Annotated in this window: 16 protein-coding genes; 5 read left to right on the top strand and 11 right to left on the bottom strand. The window is 64.3% G+C overall.

Going from position 1 to position 14,288, the window contains the following annotated elements:
- Positions 1 to 59 precede the first annotated feature (59 nt).
- Complete coding sequence (locus ACZ89F_RS36580; RefSeq protein WP_476097156.1) at positions 60 to 950, bottom strand: DMT family transporter; 891 nt, start codon at positions 948 to 950, stop codon at positions 60 to 62.
- A 97-nt stretch (positions 951 to 1,047) separates the two neighbouring features.
- Here ACZ89F_RS36580 and ACZ89F_RS36575 point away from each other — a divergent pair, with 97 nt between their 5' ends.
- Positions 1,048 to 1,533 (top strand): MarR family winged helix-turn-helix transcriptional regulator, encoded by a 486-nt coding sequence (locus ACZ89F_RS36575; protein WP_476097469.1) that lies wholly within the window; start codon positions 1,048 to 1,050, stop codon positions 1,531 to 1,533.
- Positions 1,534 to 1,537: 4 nt separating this feature from the next.
- Here the strand turns inward: ACZ89F_RS36575 and ACZ89F_RS36570 are convergent, their stop codons facing one another.
- From ACZ89F_RS36570 to ACZ89F_RS36555, 4 genes are read right to left on the bottom strand one after another with little or no spacing between them, the layout of a single operon-like run.
- Positions 1,538 to 1,963 (bottom strand): DUF1178 family protein, encoded by a 426-nt coding sequence (locus ACZ89F_RS36570; RefSeq protein WP_091585387.1) that lies wholly within the window; start codon positions 1,961 to 1,963, stop codon positions 1,538 to 1,540.
- Positions 1,960 to 2,826 (bottom strand): carbon-nitrogen hydrolase family protein, encoded by an 867-nt coding sequence (locus ACZ89F_RS36565; protein WP_476097154.1) that lies wholly within the window; start codon positions 2,824 to 2,826, stop codon positions 1,960 to 1,962. The genes ACZ89F_RS36570 and ACZ89F_RS36565 overlap by 4 nt, the downstream gene beginning before the upstream one ends.
- A gap of 10 nt (positions 2,827 to 2,836) precedes the next feature.
- The gene (gene grxC, locus ACZ89F_RS36560; RefSeq protein WP_056583465.1) at positions 2,837 to 3,106 is read right to left on the bottom strand and encodes a glutaredoxin 3; all 270 of its coding nucleotides are present in this window, start codon (positions 3,104 to 3,106) and stop codon (positions 2,837 to 2,839) included.
- A 27-nt stretch (positions 3,107 to 3,133) separates the two neighbouring features.
- Positions 3,134 to 3,934: a ComF family protein gene (locus ACZ89F_RS36555; protein ID WP_476097152.1), complete on the bottom strand. Its 801-nt coding sequence runs from the start codon at positions 3,932 to 3,934 to the stop codon at positions 3,134 to 3,136.
- A 65-nt stretch (positions 3,935 to 3,999) separates the two neighbouring features.
- On the opposite strand from ACZ89F_RS36555, the gene ACZ89F_RS36550 reads away from it, so the two are divergent.
- Positions 4,000 to 4,875: a methyltransferase domain-containing protein gene (locus ACZ89F_RS36550; protein ID WP_476097150.1), complete on the top strand. Its 876-nt coding sequence runs from the start codon at positions 4,000 to 4,002 to the stop codon at positions 4,873 to 4,875.
- Positions 4,876 to 4,963: 88 nt separating this feature from the next.
- On the opposite strand, the gene ACZ89F_RS36545 is transcribed toward ACZ89F_RS36550, so the two are convergent.
- The 5 genes from ACZ89F_RS36545 to argJ all read right to left on the bottom strand — a co-directional run bounded on the left by ACZ89F_RS36545 (position 4,964) and on the right by argJ (position 8,173).
- Complete coding sequence (locus ACZ89F_RS36545) at positions 4,964 to 5,143, bottom strand: Flp family type IVb pilin (RefSeq protein WP_476097148.1); 180 nt, start codon at positions 5,141 to 5,143, stop codon at positions 4,964 to 4,966.
- A gap of 109 nt (positions 5,144 to 5,252) precedes the next feature.
- A complete protein-coding gene (locus ACZ89F_RS36540; RefSeq protein WP_476097146.1) occupies positions 5,253 to 5,570 on the bottom strand; it encodes a hypothetical protein in 318 nt (105 codons plus the stop codon).
- Positions 5,571 to 5,700: 130 nt separating this feature from the next.
- Positions 5,701 to 6,123: a (deoxy)nucleoside triphosphate pyrophosphohydrolase gene (locus ACZ89F_RS36535; protein ID WP_126070648.1), complete on the bottom strand. Its 423-nt coding sequence runs from the start codon at positions 6,121 to 6,123 to the stop codon at positions 5,701 to 5,703.
- A 26-nt stretch (positions 6,124 to 6,149) separates the two neighbouring features.
- Positions 6,150 to 6,902, bottom strand: coding sequence for a GNAT family N-acetyltransferase (locus ACZ89F_RS36530; RefSeq protein WP_476097144.1), 753 nt, complete (start codon positions 6,900 to 6,902; stop codon positions 6,150 to 6,152).
- A gap of 29 nt (positions 6,903 to 6,931) precedes the next feature.
- Positions 6,932 to 8,173 carry a bifunctional glutamate N-acetyltransferase/amino-acid acetyltransferase ArgJ gene (gene argJ / locus ACZ89F_RS36525; protein ID WP_476097142.1) on the bottom strand — a complete coding sequence of 414 codons (1,242 nt, stop codon included), beginning with the start codon at positions 8,171 to 8,173 and terminating at the stop codon, positions 6,932 to 6,934.
- Between the two features lie 115 nt (positions 8,174 to 8,288).
- On the opposite strand from argJ, the gene ACZ89F_RS36520 reads away from it, so the two are divergent.
- Complete coding sequence (locus ACZ89F_RS36520) at positions 8,289 to 9,572, top strand: caspase family protein (protein WP_476097140.1); 1,284 nt, start codon at positions 8,289 to 8,291, stop codon at positions 9,570 to 9,572.
- Between the two features lie 102 nt (positions 9,573 to 9,674).
- Positions 9,675 to 10,274: a TetR/AcrR family transcriptional regulator gene (locus tag ACZ89F_RS36515; protein ID WP_476097139.1), complete on the top strand. Its 600-nt coding sequence runs from the start codon at positions 9,675 to 9,677 to the stop codon at positions 10,272 to 10,274.
- Between the two features lie 78 nt (positions 10,275 to 10,352).
- Here the strand turns inward: ACZ89F_RS36515 and ACZ89F_RS36510 are convergent, their stop codons facing one another.
- Positions 10,353 to 11,270 (bottom strand): peptidylprolyl isomerase, encoded by a 918-nt coding sequence (locus ACZ89F_RS36510; RefSeq protein WP_476097137.1) that lies wholly within the window; start codon positions 11,268 to 11,270, stop codon positions 10,353 to 10,355.
- A gap of 248 nt (positions 11,271 to 11,518) precedes the next feature.
- Here ACZ89F_RS36510 and secA point away from each other — a divergent pair, with 248 nt between their 5' ends.
- Complete coding sequence (gene secA, locus ACZ89F_RS36505; protein ID WP_476097135.1) at positions 11,519 to 14,251, top strand: preprotein translocase subunit SecA; 2,733 nt, start codon at positions 11,519 to 11,521, stop codon at positions 14,249 to 14,251.
- The last annotated feature ends 37 nt before the right edge of the window (positions 14,252 to 14,288 follow it).

The following is a 14,288-nucleotide window of genomic DNA, read 5'->3' as shown; positions in this document are numbered from 1 at the left end:
AATTCAGGTGAGGTCCGCTTCAAACGCCAAGGTAATTCGGATGGCCTCTAAGAGGCCCTCTACGCCTTCTGACTTTGCGCCATGGTGGTGATGAACACACCGGCGGTGATGATGAGTGCACCCGCCCAGGTCAGCAGCTGATAGTGCTCGCCGAGGAAGATGGTGCCGGCAAACAGGCCGACGGCCGCCGCCACATAGCCGATCTGGCTGAGATAGACCGGACCGCCAACTGCCTGCAGCCTGAAGAAGAAGGCGAACATCGCCGATGCCGACGCAATTTGCGCGACGACGACCAGCGGCACGCCGCCGAGGGGAGCGAAGGCCTTGACGCCGAACAGGGCGAGAATGCCGACAAACAGCATCGCCGCCGACGCCAAATGGCTGCCGACGGCAAGCTCGATCGGGCCGGTGCCTTGCGGCCAGTCGACCGTGCGGTAGATGTTGCCGGCGGCAAGGCTGACCGGGATGAGCAGCCCCATCACCACCCAGAACAGATCGGCCGGCTGGCCGGCCTCGCCGCGCGTCACCGCCACCATGACGGCGCCGACAAAGCCGACTGCGATGCCGACAATGCCCAGCATGTTGGGGCGCCGGACACGCAGCAGGATGGAAAACACCAACGTGATGACAGGCGACAGCGTGAACATGATGCCGGTGTAGCCGGCGCCAAGATGCGGGATGGCTGAGAACATCAGGAGATTGGGCACGGCATAGGACACCGCCGCGGTGACGAAAAAGTAGCGCAATTTGTGCGCGGTGAGCCGGACCCGCTGACCGCGAGCCAAGAGCACGCATAGCAAGACGCCGCCGGCGCCGAGCGAGATGACGAAGGCCCAGACCATGGCCGGCACGCCGGCAGCCGTGGCGAGCTTGCCGAACGGCAGCGTCAGGCCGAGCAGGCCGCCGGTGACGACCAGCAGACCGAGCGCCGAATCCCAGAGAAATTTCATGATCGAACCCTGTCGCGCGCAGCCCTTGGCCGGCATTGCATCTTGCGGTAAGATAATGGAAAGATTCTTAACGTCAAGATATATGATGGTGAGACAGTTGGACAGGGCAGCAAGAGCGATCGAGCAATGGAAGCGGGAGCGGCCCGATCTGGATGTCTCGCCGATGGCCGTGCTCGGGCGGCTGAACGAGGCCTCCTCGCTGATCGCCCGCGAGCGCCTGGCGCCGGTGTTTGCCCGTTATGGATTGCAGTCGGGAGAATTCGATGTGTTGGCCACGCTGCGTCGCGCTGGCTCACCCTACGCGCTGACGCCGACCGCTCTCTACGAAGCGACAATGGTGACGTCAGGCGCCATGACCAATCGGCTCGACCGGCTCGAAACGTCCGGATTGATCCTGCGCGGGCCGCACCCAAACGATCGGCGCGGCATTGTGGTGCGGCTGACTGAAAAGGGTCTCGCATTGATCGACGAGGCCGTAGCCGCCCATGTTGCCAACGAACATGAGGTTCTCTCGGGCCTGACCCCGGCGGAAAGGGAAACGCTCTCTCGGCTGCTTGAGAAATTGATCGGGAGCTTGAGCTAGCCGGTCAGTTGCGGTCGTCCGGAAACACCGGGATCGGCATGAACTCGACGCCGTCCTCGGCCAGGCTCTTGGCTTCTTCCAGCGTCGCCTCGCCATAGATGCCGCGCGCGTCGCTTTCACCGAAATGGATTTTTCGCGCTTCCTCGGCGAACTTGTCGCCGACATAGTCGGCATTCTCGCGCACCTTCTCGGCCATCGCCTTCAGCTGCGCCAAAGCCTGCTTCTGCGCCTCGCCCATGGCGAGCGCTATCGTTTCCTGCTTGCGCGCCGTGGAGACGGCCGGCGCCATCAGCGCTTTCTGCACCTTGTGCGAGCCGCAGGTCGGGCAGTCGACAAAGCCGCGCTTCTTCTGGGTGTCGAAATCGTCGTTGCTGCGGAACCAGCCCTCGAATTCGTGCTCGTGCTCGCAGATCAGGGCAAAACGGATCAAGAGGCCGCCCCCCTGAGCCGCGGCGCCTCGCCCAAGCCGGCATTGACGGCGAAATCCCGCGCATTCCTAAGATTGGGGATCTTTTTGCGCGCGGCAAGCGACTGCGCCGGGTCGATCTCGGCGACGATCACCGCCGGCTCGTCGTGCGCGGCTTCCGCGATGATACGGCCCCACGGATCGACGATCAGCGAATGACCGTAGGTCTCGCGGCCATCTTCATGCAAGCCACCTTGCGCGGCGGCGACGACATAGGCGCCATTCTCGATGGCGCGCGCCCTGAGCAGCACGTGCCAGTGCGCCTCGCCCGTCTGACGGGTGAAGGCGGCCGGCACCGAGAGCAGATCTGCGCCTGCCAGTGCCTCGGCGCGGAAGAGTTGCGGAAAGCGCAGATCGTAGCAAACGGCGAAGCCGAGCCTTGCACCTTCGATTTCGGTGACGACGGCCTCGGTGCCCGGTTCATAGGCGGCGGATTCACGCCAGCTCTCGCCATTGTCGAGATCGACGTCGAACATGTGGATCTTGTCGTAGGTGGCGAGCGTGGCGCCGTCCGGGCCGAACAGCAGCGCCCGGTTGGCGAGCTTGCCGTCGGCGCGCAGGATCGCGGTCGAGCCGATATGCAGGAAGACGCCGAGCTCCTTGGCCAGCTTGCGTGCGGTCGAAACGATGATGTCCTTGTCCTCGGAAGTGAAGGAGGCGGCGCGCGCTTGCTTGTCGCGGATCAGTGCGCCGGTCATTTCCGGCGTCTGGATATAAGTCGCGCCCTGGCTTGCAGCCTCACGCACCAGCCGTTCGAGATCGACCGCGTTGCGCTCGGGGCTCTCGCCTGAACGCATCTGGATCGCAGCCGCCTTGAAAATGCCCATCGTCATATCCTCAAATCGTCGCGCCGTTGGCGAGCAGTTTGTCCAGCCGGCCTTCGGCCTCCAGCTCGTGGAGGTCGTCGCAGCCGCCGACATGCGTATCGCCGATGAAAATCTGCGGGAAAGTCGAGCGGCCGTGGGCGCGGGAAATCATCTCCTGGCGCAGTTCCGGCGAGAAAGAGGCATCGTGCTCGGTAAAGGCGACGCCCTTGCGCTCGAGCAGCCGCTTGGCTGCCGTGCAATAGCCGCACATCATGCGGGTGTAGATAGTGACATCGGCCATGACGAATTTCCGCTGTTCGTTGCCGACTTATATAGTCGCGGACTCGTCCGCCCGAAAGTCCCCCGGCAACACACGGGCAAAGGTCAGCACATCGACGGCGGCCGCACCACCCCTTTTCAGTGCCTTGGTGGCGGAACGCACAGTGGCGCCGGTGGTGTAGACATCGTCGATCAGCAGCACCCTGCGGCCGGCAATCTCGATTTCCGCCTCGGCGGGCACTCGAAAGGCGGCCCGCACATTCTCCTCGCGCTCCTGCCGCTCCAGCCCAACCTGCTGGCGGGTGAGTTTCACACGCCGCACCGCCGAGGGTGCGAAGGGCAAGTCGCTGAGCACCGACACTGCCCTCGCCAGTTCCGCCGATTGGTTGAACCGTCGCCTGAAGAAACGTCGCCAGTGCAGGGGCACCGGCACCACCACATCCGCTTCGGCGATGAGATCGGCACCCGCGCGCACCATCCAGCGCGCCATCCACGGCGCGAGATCCGTGCGGTCCTGGTATTTCAGCCCTTGCACCATCTGGCGGGCGACGCCGGAATAGGCGACCGCAGCCCGCGCCCGCTCGAAGGGCGGCGGATCGGCAATTGCCTCGGCCGACAGAAAGCCCTCGCCCATATGGTGGGTGAACGGCGTGCCCATCACAGGGCACCATGGCCGTTCCAGCAGTCTGAGCTTCGGCCAGCAGGCGCCGCACAGCACGCCGGGCTGCGAGACATGCCGGCGGCAACCAGCGCAGACCGGCGGAAACAGGATGCGCGCCGGCCAGCCGAGGGCCGATCGGGCAAAGCGCTTGATCTCGCCGGGCTTGATCTTGGACATCGGATCGGCCACGTGGTTGGTTCTCCGTGCCAAGTATACCAACTATATCAGGGCGTGGACAAACAAGGATCTGCCCGTTGCAGCCGATAATGGATACCTCTCTGTGGCTGGCGCACAAGCGGCGCGCGCTTACCCATCCGGTTGACGGCGCGGACTTCCTCATGCGCCGCACCGCCGAGGATCTTGCCGACCGGCTGGGCGCCGTCGAGCGGCGGTTCGGCAAGGCGGCTGTGCTGTTTTGCCAGACCTCGGCGGCAGCCGAAACGCTCGCCGAAAGCGGCAAGGTCGCCGATATTGTCCGCGTCGAAACGGATACGGCTTTCCTGAGCGGTGGCGGCGCCGGCTTGATCGCACCGCTCGAAACCGTGCCGTTCGAGCCGGAGAGCCTCGATCTGACGGTTTCGCTTCTGTCGCTGCAAGCGATGAACGACATTCCCGGCATGCTGATCCAGATCCGCCGCGCACTGCGGCCGGACGGGCTTTTCCTCGGTGCCTTTGCCGGCGCCGGCACGCTTTTCGAACTGCGCGAAAGCCTGCTTGCGGCCGAGACCGAGCTTTACGGCGGCGCCAGCCCGCGTGTCATCCCGTTCACCGACGTGCGCGATGCCGGTGCGCTTCTGCAGCGCGCCGGTCTCGCTCTGCCGGTCGCCGACGTCGAGACGGTGACGGTGCGCTATGCCAGCCTGTTTAACCTGATGGCGGATCTGCGGGCCATGGGCGAGACCAATGCGCTCACCGATCGCAGCCGGCGGCCGGGCTCACGCAAACTGTTTGCCCGCGCGGCGGAAATCTACGCCGAGCGGTTTTCCGACCCCGACGGCCGCGTGAGGGCAAGTTTCTCGATCGTCTGGATGTCCGGCTGGGCGCCTGACGCATCCCAGCAAAAACCGCTTAAGCCGGGTTCGGCCAAGGTCTCGTTGAAGGCAATCCTGGAGGCTCCCGGCGGGCGTTGATCCTGTCCGCGGGCACGGAAAGCTAATGCATGCCGCCCAAAAGCGGCCCCGGTTCGGGAGAACGACATGCATGAAAAAGACCTGAAGCTCAGGGTGTGAAGGCGTTCGCAAGCCTGCTGGTGTTGTCGCTGAACAGCCAGGTGAGCGAATTGAAGACCTGGCCGACACCGCCAATGATGGTCAGCGACAGCACGGCGACGATCAGGGCGTATTCGACGACCGTCGCGCCATTCTCGTCGTTCAGAAAACGCAGCAGCACTGCTTTCATGACCTCAACCCCTCTAGCCAGAACCTTACCGCCGATCTGTTAAGAAAGGTTAACGGCAAAGGCTTAACAGGCGGTGAAACCGACGCCTTCCCGAAATCTCTTAACCATATCAGCAGTCGCCGCTGCTCCTGCCATTGGACCTGATGATGCAGACCGAATTGGGTTGCGGCTGCAGCACGCTGCGGCGCAGCGTATAGGTTTCGCGATGGCTGACCGAGCCGGTGGCCGTCATGTCGAGCCCGCCGGCAAAATCATCGCGGGCCGACAGCGAGCGTGTCTGGCTGTCGAGGAAGGGGGTTGCGATCAGCGCCAACGCCACCGCGGCCGAACCGAACAGCAGCGTGATGCGCAATATGCCCATGCCTGCTTCGGCGGCGCGAAAGCCGCGCTCGGGCCGGATCGAATCCCAATCCCTGTCTAGGCTCATGCTGTCGCTCCCCAGCGAATCCGCGGCGCGGCCTGAAACGGCCATGCTTCAATTTTTCATGACGAGATAAATCTTCCATTAACGCTGGCTGATACGACGCCTCGGCCAGGAAGCGGCCGGGCGAGAGCCCTCAAAGAAGATCGATGAGGAAGGGGATCAGCGGCGCGTCGGCCGGCGGCATCGGGTAGTCGCGCATCTGCTTTGGCCGCACCCATTTCAGTGCCTGCCCTTCCCTGGGCTGGGCGATGCCGCGGAAACGGCGGCAGATGAACAGCGGCATGAGCAGGTGGAAGTCGTCGTAGGAATGACTGGCGAAGGTGAGCGGCGCCAGGCACGGAATGTCGGTTTCGATGCCGATTTCCTCGTGCAGTTCGCGAATGATGCATTGTTCGGGCGTCTCGCCGGGTTCGACCTTGCCACCGGGAAATTCCCACAGGCCGGCAAGTTGCTTGCCCTCGGGCCGCTGCGCCAGCAGCACCCGGCCGTCGGCATCGACCAGCGCGCAGGCGGCGACCAGGAGCAGGCGCTTGCCGGCGGTCGTCCCGTCACTCATGGCATCACATCATTCATGCCATCACTTCATTCATGACCAGGCGGCCGGCGGTAGTGGTAGCGATAGACTTCCTCGAAGCCGAGCGAATGGTAGAGCGCCAGCGCCGGCACATTGCCGGCCTCGACCTGCAGCCAGGCTTCCCGCGCCCCACGCAGCCGCGCCCATTTCAGCGCCGACAGGATCAGGTTGCGGCCGTGGCCCTTGTTGCGCGCCGACTTGTCGGTGGCGACCTCGAAGAGGCCGGCAAGATCGCCGTCGTGCACGCAGATCAGCGTCGCCAGCGCTTCGGCGCCATCTTCGAGCGCGAACAGTCCGGCCTCGGGCTGGATGGCACCGATGATCTCGGACAGGCCGGGCCGCAGCGAAACATCCGAACCGCTGACCTTGAGCGACGCGCCGATGAAGCGGCTGATGTCCTTCAGCGGAATCTGGTCCATGGCGGCGTCGAGTTGAGCGGAGGCCAGCGGCAGCCGCATGACCAGCGACTCGTCGAACCGGCTCCAGCCCTCGCGGTCGAGATGGCTGGTGAGGTCCGGACCCGACAGTGGCGACATGCGGAACGTCAGCGGCCTGCCATAGGCATCGAAACGCCGGCTGGCCCGGCCGATACGGTCGGCCATGTGCTGTGTGTCGCCGGGATCGAGCGGGTTGACCGAGTTCAGACGCTTGGCCGGATGGCCGGCGGTCAGCCGCACCACCCAGGTGCCGTCATAGTGGACGGCGGCTGCCGGCCAGGCGCGAAAGCCGGCCGCCTCGTAGCGGCGCACGATCGCGAGCATGCTTGCCGGGTGCCTGGAGCCCAAAACCATCAGCTCCGATAATCGCCATTGATGGCGACGTATTCCTTGGTGAGGTCGCAGGTCCACACCGTCGCCTTGCCGCGGCCGATGCCGATATCGGCGCGGATGCGGATGTCGTCGCGCTTCATGTAGGCCGACGTCGCTGCCTCGGAATAGGAGGGATCGCGCTCGCCCTCATGCGCCAGCCTGTTGTCGCCGAACCAGATCGACAGCCGGTCGCGATCGGCGGGCTCGCCGGCCTTGCCGACAGCCATGACGACGCGGCCCCAATTGGCATCCTCGCCGGCGACCGCCGTCTTGACCAGCGGCGAATTGGCGATCGACAGCGCGATGCGCTTGGCCGAGCGCGCCGATTTGGCGCCGGTGACGGTGACTTCGACCTGCTTGCGGGCGCCCTCGCCATCGCGCACCACTTGCAGCGCCAGGGATTTCAGCACCTTGCCGAGCGCCCGTCGGAATGGACCAAGGCGGGCATCCTTTGCATCAGAGATCGCTGGCGCGCCGCGCCTGGCAGCCTTGCCGGTGGCGAAGATCAGCAACGTGTCGCTGGTCGATGTGTCGCTGTCGACGGTGACCGCGTTGAAGGTCTTGGCCGTGCCGCGCGACAACAGGTCCTGCAGGACAGGGGCGGCAATCGGCGCGTCGGTGGCGATGAACGAGAGCATCGTCGCCATGTCGGGCGCGATCATGCCGGCACCCTTGGAGATGCCGTTGATGGTGACATCGGTGTCGCCGAGCTTGACGGTGGCTGTCGCCACTTTCGGATAGGTATCCGTGGTCATGATCGCCTTTGCCGCTTCGGTCCACAGCTCAGGCTTGCCATTGCTGACCAGCCCCGCGAGCAGATGACTGAACTTGCTGGTGTCGAGCGGCTCGCCGATGACACCGGTCGAGGCCAGGAAAACCTCGCTTGCCTTGCAGCCGGCCGCCTTCGCCGCCGCCTCGCCGGTCAGTGCGGTCGACTCGCGGCCCTTCTTGCCGGTGAAGGCGTTGGCGTTGCCGGAATTGACGACCAGCACCCGCGCCTTGCCGGCGCCGAGATTCTGGCGGCAGAAATCGACCGGCGCCGAGGGACACTTCGATTTCGTGAACACGCCGGCGACCGCGGTGCCTTCATCGAAGACCATGGTCAGCAGATCGGTGCGGTTCTTGTACTTTATCCCCGCCTCGGCGGTGGCGATGCGCACCCCCTCGATTTCCGGCATCTTGGGGTATTTCTTCGGCGCAAGCGGCGAAATCGTCGTGGACATGGAGGCCTCGGGCGGGAAAAATCGCAAGGGAAGGTCGGTTTGCCCGATACGCCGCGCCGGCGCAAGGGCGTTTTCGTCGCTCTTGCCGGGGGCGGGAGCCCACTCGGGATTAAGCTTGCATTTCAAATCTGTTGGCGCCGCCGGGGCCGATGGCGTTATGATCCTGGCCATGGGCAGGCTTGCGATCCTCGCATGGGCATTTCTGGGACTTTTGCTGCTGAGCGCGGATGCGCAGCCGCAACGGCGTGTGGCGCTTGTCATAGGCAACGGCACTTACGCGGAAGCCGGCACGCTGGCCAATCCGGTCAACGACGCGCTCGACATCGCCGACAAGCTGCGCTCCATCGGCTTCGAGGTCATCGAAGGCAATGATCTCGGCAAACGTGAGCTCGAACGCAGCATCGGCGAGTTCTCCGACGCACTCGAAGGCGCCGGCGTCGGGCTTTTCTATTATGCCGGCCACGGTCTGCAGGTCGACGGGCGCAACTACATCGTGCCGATCGACGCCAGGTTGGACGTGCCGGTCAAGCTGCAGCTCGAAGCGGTGCCGATCGACGAAGTCCTCGACATCATGGAACAGCAAACCAAGGTCAGCCTGGTGTTTCTCGATGCCTGCCGCAACAACCCGTTTGCCCGCAGCTTGAGCCGCACCGCCACCACCCGCTCGGCGACGGCGCTGGCCGGGCTGGCGCAGTTCGATTCGACGCGCGGCTCGTTCATTGCCTTCTCGACAGCGCCTGGTGCCGTCGCCATGGACGGGAGCGGGCGCAACTCGCCTTTTGCCGCCGCCCTGCTGCGCCACATCGCCGAACCCGGCCAGAGTATCAACGACATGATGATCGCGGTGCGCCGCGACGTGGTTTCGCAAACCCGCGAGGCCCAGCGCCCCTGGGAGCAGGGCTCGCTGCTCGAGCGTTTCGAATTCGTCTCCGACGGGCAATCTGCAGAGCCGCAGAAGCCGGCCGCGGCTCCGGCGCCCTCGACCGAGATTGCCGTGCTCGAGCGCTCGGTGGGCGACGACAAGGGATCGATCGAAAAATTCCTGCGCCAGGACTATCTGGCGCCTGACACCAAGGCGATGAGCGAGACCGTCAAGCGGCTCTACGGCCCGTCGGCCACCATTTTCGGCACCCGCTACGACGCCGATGCCATCGCCAAGGTCAAGGCCGACTGGTTCGCGCAGTGGGCCTCCTGGTCGCTTGGCCTGGTATCAGGCAGCCTGGAGGTCACTCCAGATGGCCAGGATCGCGCCGAGGCCGTCTTTGCGATGCGCTATGACTATCTTCCAAAGGACAAGTCGGCGGCACGCCTGACCGGCAAGGCGCGCGTTACGCTTGGCCTGGTCAAGGCCGACAGCGGCTGGCGCATCGAATCCGAGACATCGCAAGCGATGCAATAGGCGTCATCTGACGCATTCTTCGATCCCGTCGAAAACGGTCCGTTTCGTTTCACCCCGACCTCACCTATAGTTCCGGCGAAATTGTTGGCGAGGACGACAGACATGGCCGAGGACGCCGACCCGGCGCGTAGATCGATCGGTGCGCGGCGCAACCCCGCCAGCGCCGATGCTATTCTCGAAGCCGCCGAGGCTGTGCTGGTCGAGGCCGGTTATGCCGGTTTCTCGATCGAGGCGGTGGCGCGCCGCGCCCGCGCCGGCAAACCCACCATCTATCGCTGGTGGCCGAGCAAAGCCGCATTGCTGCTCGAAGTCTACCAGCGCCAGAAACGCGTCGATGTTCCCGATACCGGGCGGCTGGAGGAGGATCTCGTCGGCTTCCTGAAGAACCTGTTCGCCCACTGGCGCGAGACGTCGTCGGGCAGCGTGTTCCGGTCGCTGATCGCCGAGGCGCAGTCGGATGATGCGGCGTCCGCTGCCCTTGCCGACTATGCGCTGGGTCGGCGCTCCCATACCGGCCAGATGGTCGAACGCGCCAGGGCAAGGGGCGAAATCGGCGTCGATATCGATTCAGCTGTTGTCGCCGACCTGATCGCCTCCTTCGCCTGGAAGCATCTGTTGACCAACCGGCTCGACGAGGACGAAGCGACGATACGCAAGGCCGTCAACTACGTGATGCGAGGCATAGCGGCGCCCGGAAGGTAAAAAGTGCCGACGCTGGCCGACAAAAAAGGCGCGGCAACCCTTGGCTGCCGCGCCCTTTTTCGAAAAATACTTTCAGGCTTACTTGGCGCTTTCCAGCGTATCGACCGCCTTCTTCAGGTTGGCGTCGGGAATCTCGACCTTGGCGCCGGCACGCAGCGACTTGACCAGCGCGAAATACTTGTCGCGGATGACCGCTTGCTTGGCCTGGTCCTTGACGTCGTCGAAGGCCGGCGGCTGCTTGGTGCGCTTGTCCTCGAGCTTGATGACATGCCAGCCGAACTGCGTTTGCACCGGCTGCTCGGTGTATTTGCCGACCTCGAGCGCGGAGGCCGCCTTGTCGAACTCCGGCACCATCTGGCCAGGTCCGAACCAGCCGAGATCGCCGCCGCTGGTCTTGCCTGACGGATCGCTGGTGTGCTCGTTGGCGAGCTTCTGGAAGTCGGCGCCGCCGTCGAGCTGCTTGATGATGGCCTCTGCCTCTTCCTTCGTCTTCACGAGGATGTGACGGGCATGCAACTCGTTGGTGGGCGGCGTGTTGGCGATTTCCTGGTCGTAGCGGGCGCGAACCTCGGCGTCGGTAACCTTGTCGACGACGCCCTTCTCGACCATCTCGCCATGCAGCGCGCGCTGCTGCAGGAAGGCCATGCGGCGCTGGAAGTCGGGATCCTTGTCGAGCCCCGACGTGACCGCCTGGGCTGCCATGACGCGGATTTCGATGGCAGCCGAAAGGGCGGCGGCACGACGCTGCTCGGGCGGCAGCTGCGAGAACTGCTGCGACAATTCCCCTTCGGCAAGGACCAGGTCGGCCTCGGTCAAGGGCTGGCCGTTGACCGTGGCGATCACGGTGTTCGGATCGACCGGTGCCGCGGCCGGTGCTGCCGCATCCGCCGGAGCGGGAGCGGTTTGCTGCGCCATCAGCGGCGACAGCGAAAGGGCCGACAGGCCGAAGGCCAAGCCAAGGCTGGCGAGCGACGCGCGGCGGAACAACAAGGACATAAGATAACTCCGGTGGGGATTGTGAGGAGGGGGTGGCTTCCAGATCAGCCAGATTGTGGCGGAATTTGGCGCGCCCGGCAGGGCCAGCGCGGCGTTGACATCAGTTGAGCCCCCTCTTATCTGTCCAACGACTTTGCGTCCAGAACCGTTTTCCGGGCGCTTTTTGTGTTTGTCCACGTTCACGTGGAATTGATGGGGCCGGCCGGCGCTCATCTCAAGATTGAGAATTCTATCGAAAGGACCATTGGATGGTCAGTCTCGGCGGTCTCGCCCGTAAGGTTTTCGGTTCCTCCAACGACCGTCGGGTCAAATCGACCCGGCCTCGTGTCGAGGCGATCAACGCCATGGAAAACGAGATGCGGGCGCTCTCCGACGAGGAGTTGGTCGGCCGCACCGCGAAATTCCGCCAGGACATCGCCAACGGCGCTTCGCTCGATGACCTTTTGGTGCCAGCCTTTGCCACCGCCCGCGAGGCGGCGCGCCGCGTGCTTGGCATGCGCCCCTTCGATGTCCAGCTGATCGGCGGCATGGTGCTGCACAATGGCGGCATTGCCGAGATGCGCACCGGCGAGGGCAAGACCTTGGTCGCGACACTGCCAGTCTACCTCAACGCGCTCGCCGGCAAGGGCGTCCACGTCGTCACCGTCAACGACTATCTTGCTACCCGCGACTCCGAATGGATGGGCCGCGTCTACAAGTTCCTCGGCCTTTCGGTCGGCGTCATCGTCCACGGCCTGTCCGACGAGGAGCGCAGCGCCGCCTACGCCGCCGATGTCACCTACGCCACCAACAACGAACTCGGCTTCGACTATCTGCGCGACAACATGAAGTATGAGCGCGCCCAGATGGTGCAGCGCGGTCACAATTACGCGATCGTCGACGAAGTCGACTCCATCCTGGTCGACGAGGCGCGCACGCCGCTGATCATTTCCGGTCCGCTCGAGGACCGTTCGGAAATGTACAACACCATCGACACCTTCATCATCCAGCTGCAGCCGCAGGATTATGAGATCGACGAGAAGCAGAAGACCTCGATCTTCACCGAGGAAGGCACCGAGAAGCTCGAAAACCTGCTGCGCGACGCCGACCTGCTCAAGGGCGAGTCGCTCTACGACGTCGAGAACGTCGCCATCGTCCACCACGTCAACAATGCGCTGAAGGCGCACCGGCTGTTCCAGAAGGACAAGGACTACATCGTCCGCAACGGCGAGATCGTCATCATCGACGAGTTCACCGGCCGCATGATGCCCGGCCGCCGCTATTCGGAAGGCCTGCACCAGGCGCTCGAAGCCAAGGAGCATGTGGCGATCCAGCCGGAGAACCAGACGCTGGCCTCCGTCACCTTCCAGAACTACTTCCGCCTCTACAAGAAGCTTTCCGGCATGACCGGCACGGCGCTGACCGAGGCCGAGGAGTTCGGCAACATCTACAATCTCGACGTCACCGAGATTCCGACCAACCTGCCGGTCATCCGCATTGACGAGGACGACGAGGTCTACCGGACGGTCGAGGAGAAATACAAGGCAATCGTCAGGGAGATCCGCGAAGCCAGCGCCAAGGGCCAGCCGACGCTGGTCGGCACCACTTCCATTGAAAAGTCCGAGCAGCTGGCCGATCGCCTGCGCAAGGAAGGCTTCACGGATTTCGAGGTGCTGAACGCCCGCCACCACGAGCGTGAGGCGGCGATCGTCGCCCAGGCCGGCAAGCCCGGCGCCATCACCATTGCCACCAACATGGCCGGCCGCGGCACCGACATCAAGCTCGGCGGCAACGCCGAGATGCGCATTGAAGACGAACTCGGTGACATGCCGGCCGGACCCGAGCGCGAGGCGCGGGAAAAGGAAATCCACGCCGACGTCGAGCGGCTGAAGGAAAAGGCGCTGGCCGCCGGCGGCCTCTATGTGCTGGCCACCGAGCGCCATGAATCGCGCCGCATCGACAACCAGCTGCGCGGCCGCTCCGGTCGTCAGGGCGACCCCGGCCGCTCGAAATTCTTCCTGTCGCTGCAGGACGACCTGATGCGCATCTTCGGCTCCGAGCGCATGGACGGCATGCTGCAGAAGCTTGGCCTCAAGGAAGACGAGGCGATCATCCATCCGTGGATCAACAAGGCGCTGGAGAAGGCGCAGAAGAAGGTCGAGGCGCGCAACTTCGATATTCGCAAGAATCTTTTGAAATATGACGACGTCTCCAACGACCAGCGCAAGGTGGTGTTCGAGCAGCGCATCGAACTGATGGATGGCGAAGGCCTTTCTGAAACCATTGGCGAGATGCGCGAGGGCGTTATCGACGAGATCGTCGCCAAGGCCATTCCCGAAAACGCCTATGCCGAGCAGTGGGATGTCGCGGGTTTGAAGGCCGAGGTCGCCGAATTCCTCAATCTCGACCTGCCGATCGAGGACTGGGCCAAGGAAGAGGGCATCGCCGAGGACGACATCCGCGAGCGCATCACCCAGGCCGCCGATGCCGCCGCCAAGGAGCGCGCCGAGCGCTTCGGCCCCGAGGTGATGAACTATGTCGAACGCTCGGTGGTGCTGCAGACGCTCGACCATCTGTGGCGCGAGCACATTGTCAATCTCGACCATCTGCGTTCGGTCGTCGGCTTCCGCGGCTACGCCCAGCGCGACCCGCTGCAGGAATACAAGGGCGAGGCGTTCGAGCTGTTCCAGGCGATGCTGGGCAATCTGCGCCAGGCCGTCACCGCGCAGCTGATGCGCGTCGAACTGGTCCGCCAGGCCGCCGAAGCGCCGCCTCCGGAAGCCCCCGACATGTTCGGCACCCATATCGACGGCACCACCGGCGAGAATGACTTCGAAGGCGGCGAGACCGCTCTTCTGGTCCGCCCGGAGACAACCGCTGTCGTCGCTCCCGAGGACCGCGACCCCAACAATCAGGCTACCTGGGGCAAGGTCGGCCGCAACGAAGCCTGCCCCTGCGGCTCCGGCAAGAAGTACAAGCACTGCCACGGGGCATTCGCCTGATCATTTGAAAGGTCGGCGCGCGAAGGATCGCCGACCT

It is taken from the genome of Mesorhizobium sp. USDA 3734 (assembly GCF_056279665.1).
This window is presented reverse-complemented; position numbering and strand designations above follow the sequence as displayed.

What these genes read in the sequence shown, in the direction of transcription:
- ACZ89F_RS36580 (WP_476097156.1), bottom strand. Translation starts at nt 950, where the DNA reads ATGAAATTTCTCTGGGATTCGGCGCTCGGTCTGCTGGTCGTCACCGGC.
- ACZ89F_RS36565 (WP_476097154.1), bottom strand. Translation starts at nt 2,826, where the DNA reads ATGGGCATTTTCAAGGCGGCTGCGATCCAGATGCGTTCAGGCGAGAGC.
- grxC (WP_056583465.1), bottom strand. Translation starts at nt 3,106, where the DNA reads ATGGCCGATGTCACTATCTACACCCGCATGATGTGCGGCTATTGCACG.
- ACZ89F_RS36545 (WP_476097148.1), bottom strand. Translation starts at nt 5,143, where the DNA reads ATGAAAGCAGTGCTGCTGCGTTTTCTGAACGACGAGAATGGCGCGACG.
- ACZ89F_RS36540 (WP_476097146.1), bottom strand. Translation starts at nt 5,570, where the DNA reads ATGAGCCTAGACAGGGATTGGGATTCGATCCGGCCCGAGCGCGGCTTT.
- ACZ89F_RS36535 (WP_126070648.1), bottom strand. Translation starts at nt 6,123, where the DNA reads ATGAGTGACGGGACGACCGCCGGCAAGCGCCTGCTCCTGGTCGCCGCC.
- ACZ89F_RS36530 (WP_476097144.1), bottom strand. Translation starts at nt 6,902, where the DNA reads ATGCTCGCGATCGTGCGCCGCTACGAGGCGGCCGGCTTTCGCGCCTGG.
- argJ (WP_476097142.1), bottom strand. Translation starts at nt 8,173, where the DNA reads ATGTCCACGACGATTTCGCCGCTTGCGCCGAAGAAATACCCCAAGATG.
- ACZ89F_RS36515 (WP_476097139.1), top strand. Translation starts at nt 9,675, where the DNA reads ATGGCCGAGGACGCCGACCCGGCGCGTAGATCGATCGGTGCGCGGCGC.
- ACZ89F_RS36510 (WP_476097137.1), bottom strand. Translation starts at nt 11,270, where the DNA reads ATGTCCTTGTTGTTCCGCCGCGCGTCGCTCGCCAGCCTTGGCTTGGCC.
- secA (WP_476097135.1), top strand. Translation starts at nt 11,519, where the DNA reads ATGGTCAGTCTCGGCGGTCTCGCCCGTAAGGTTTTCGGTTCCTCCAAC.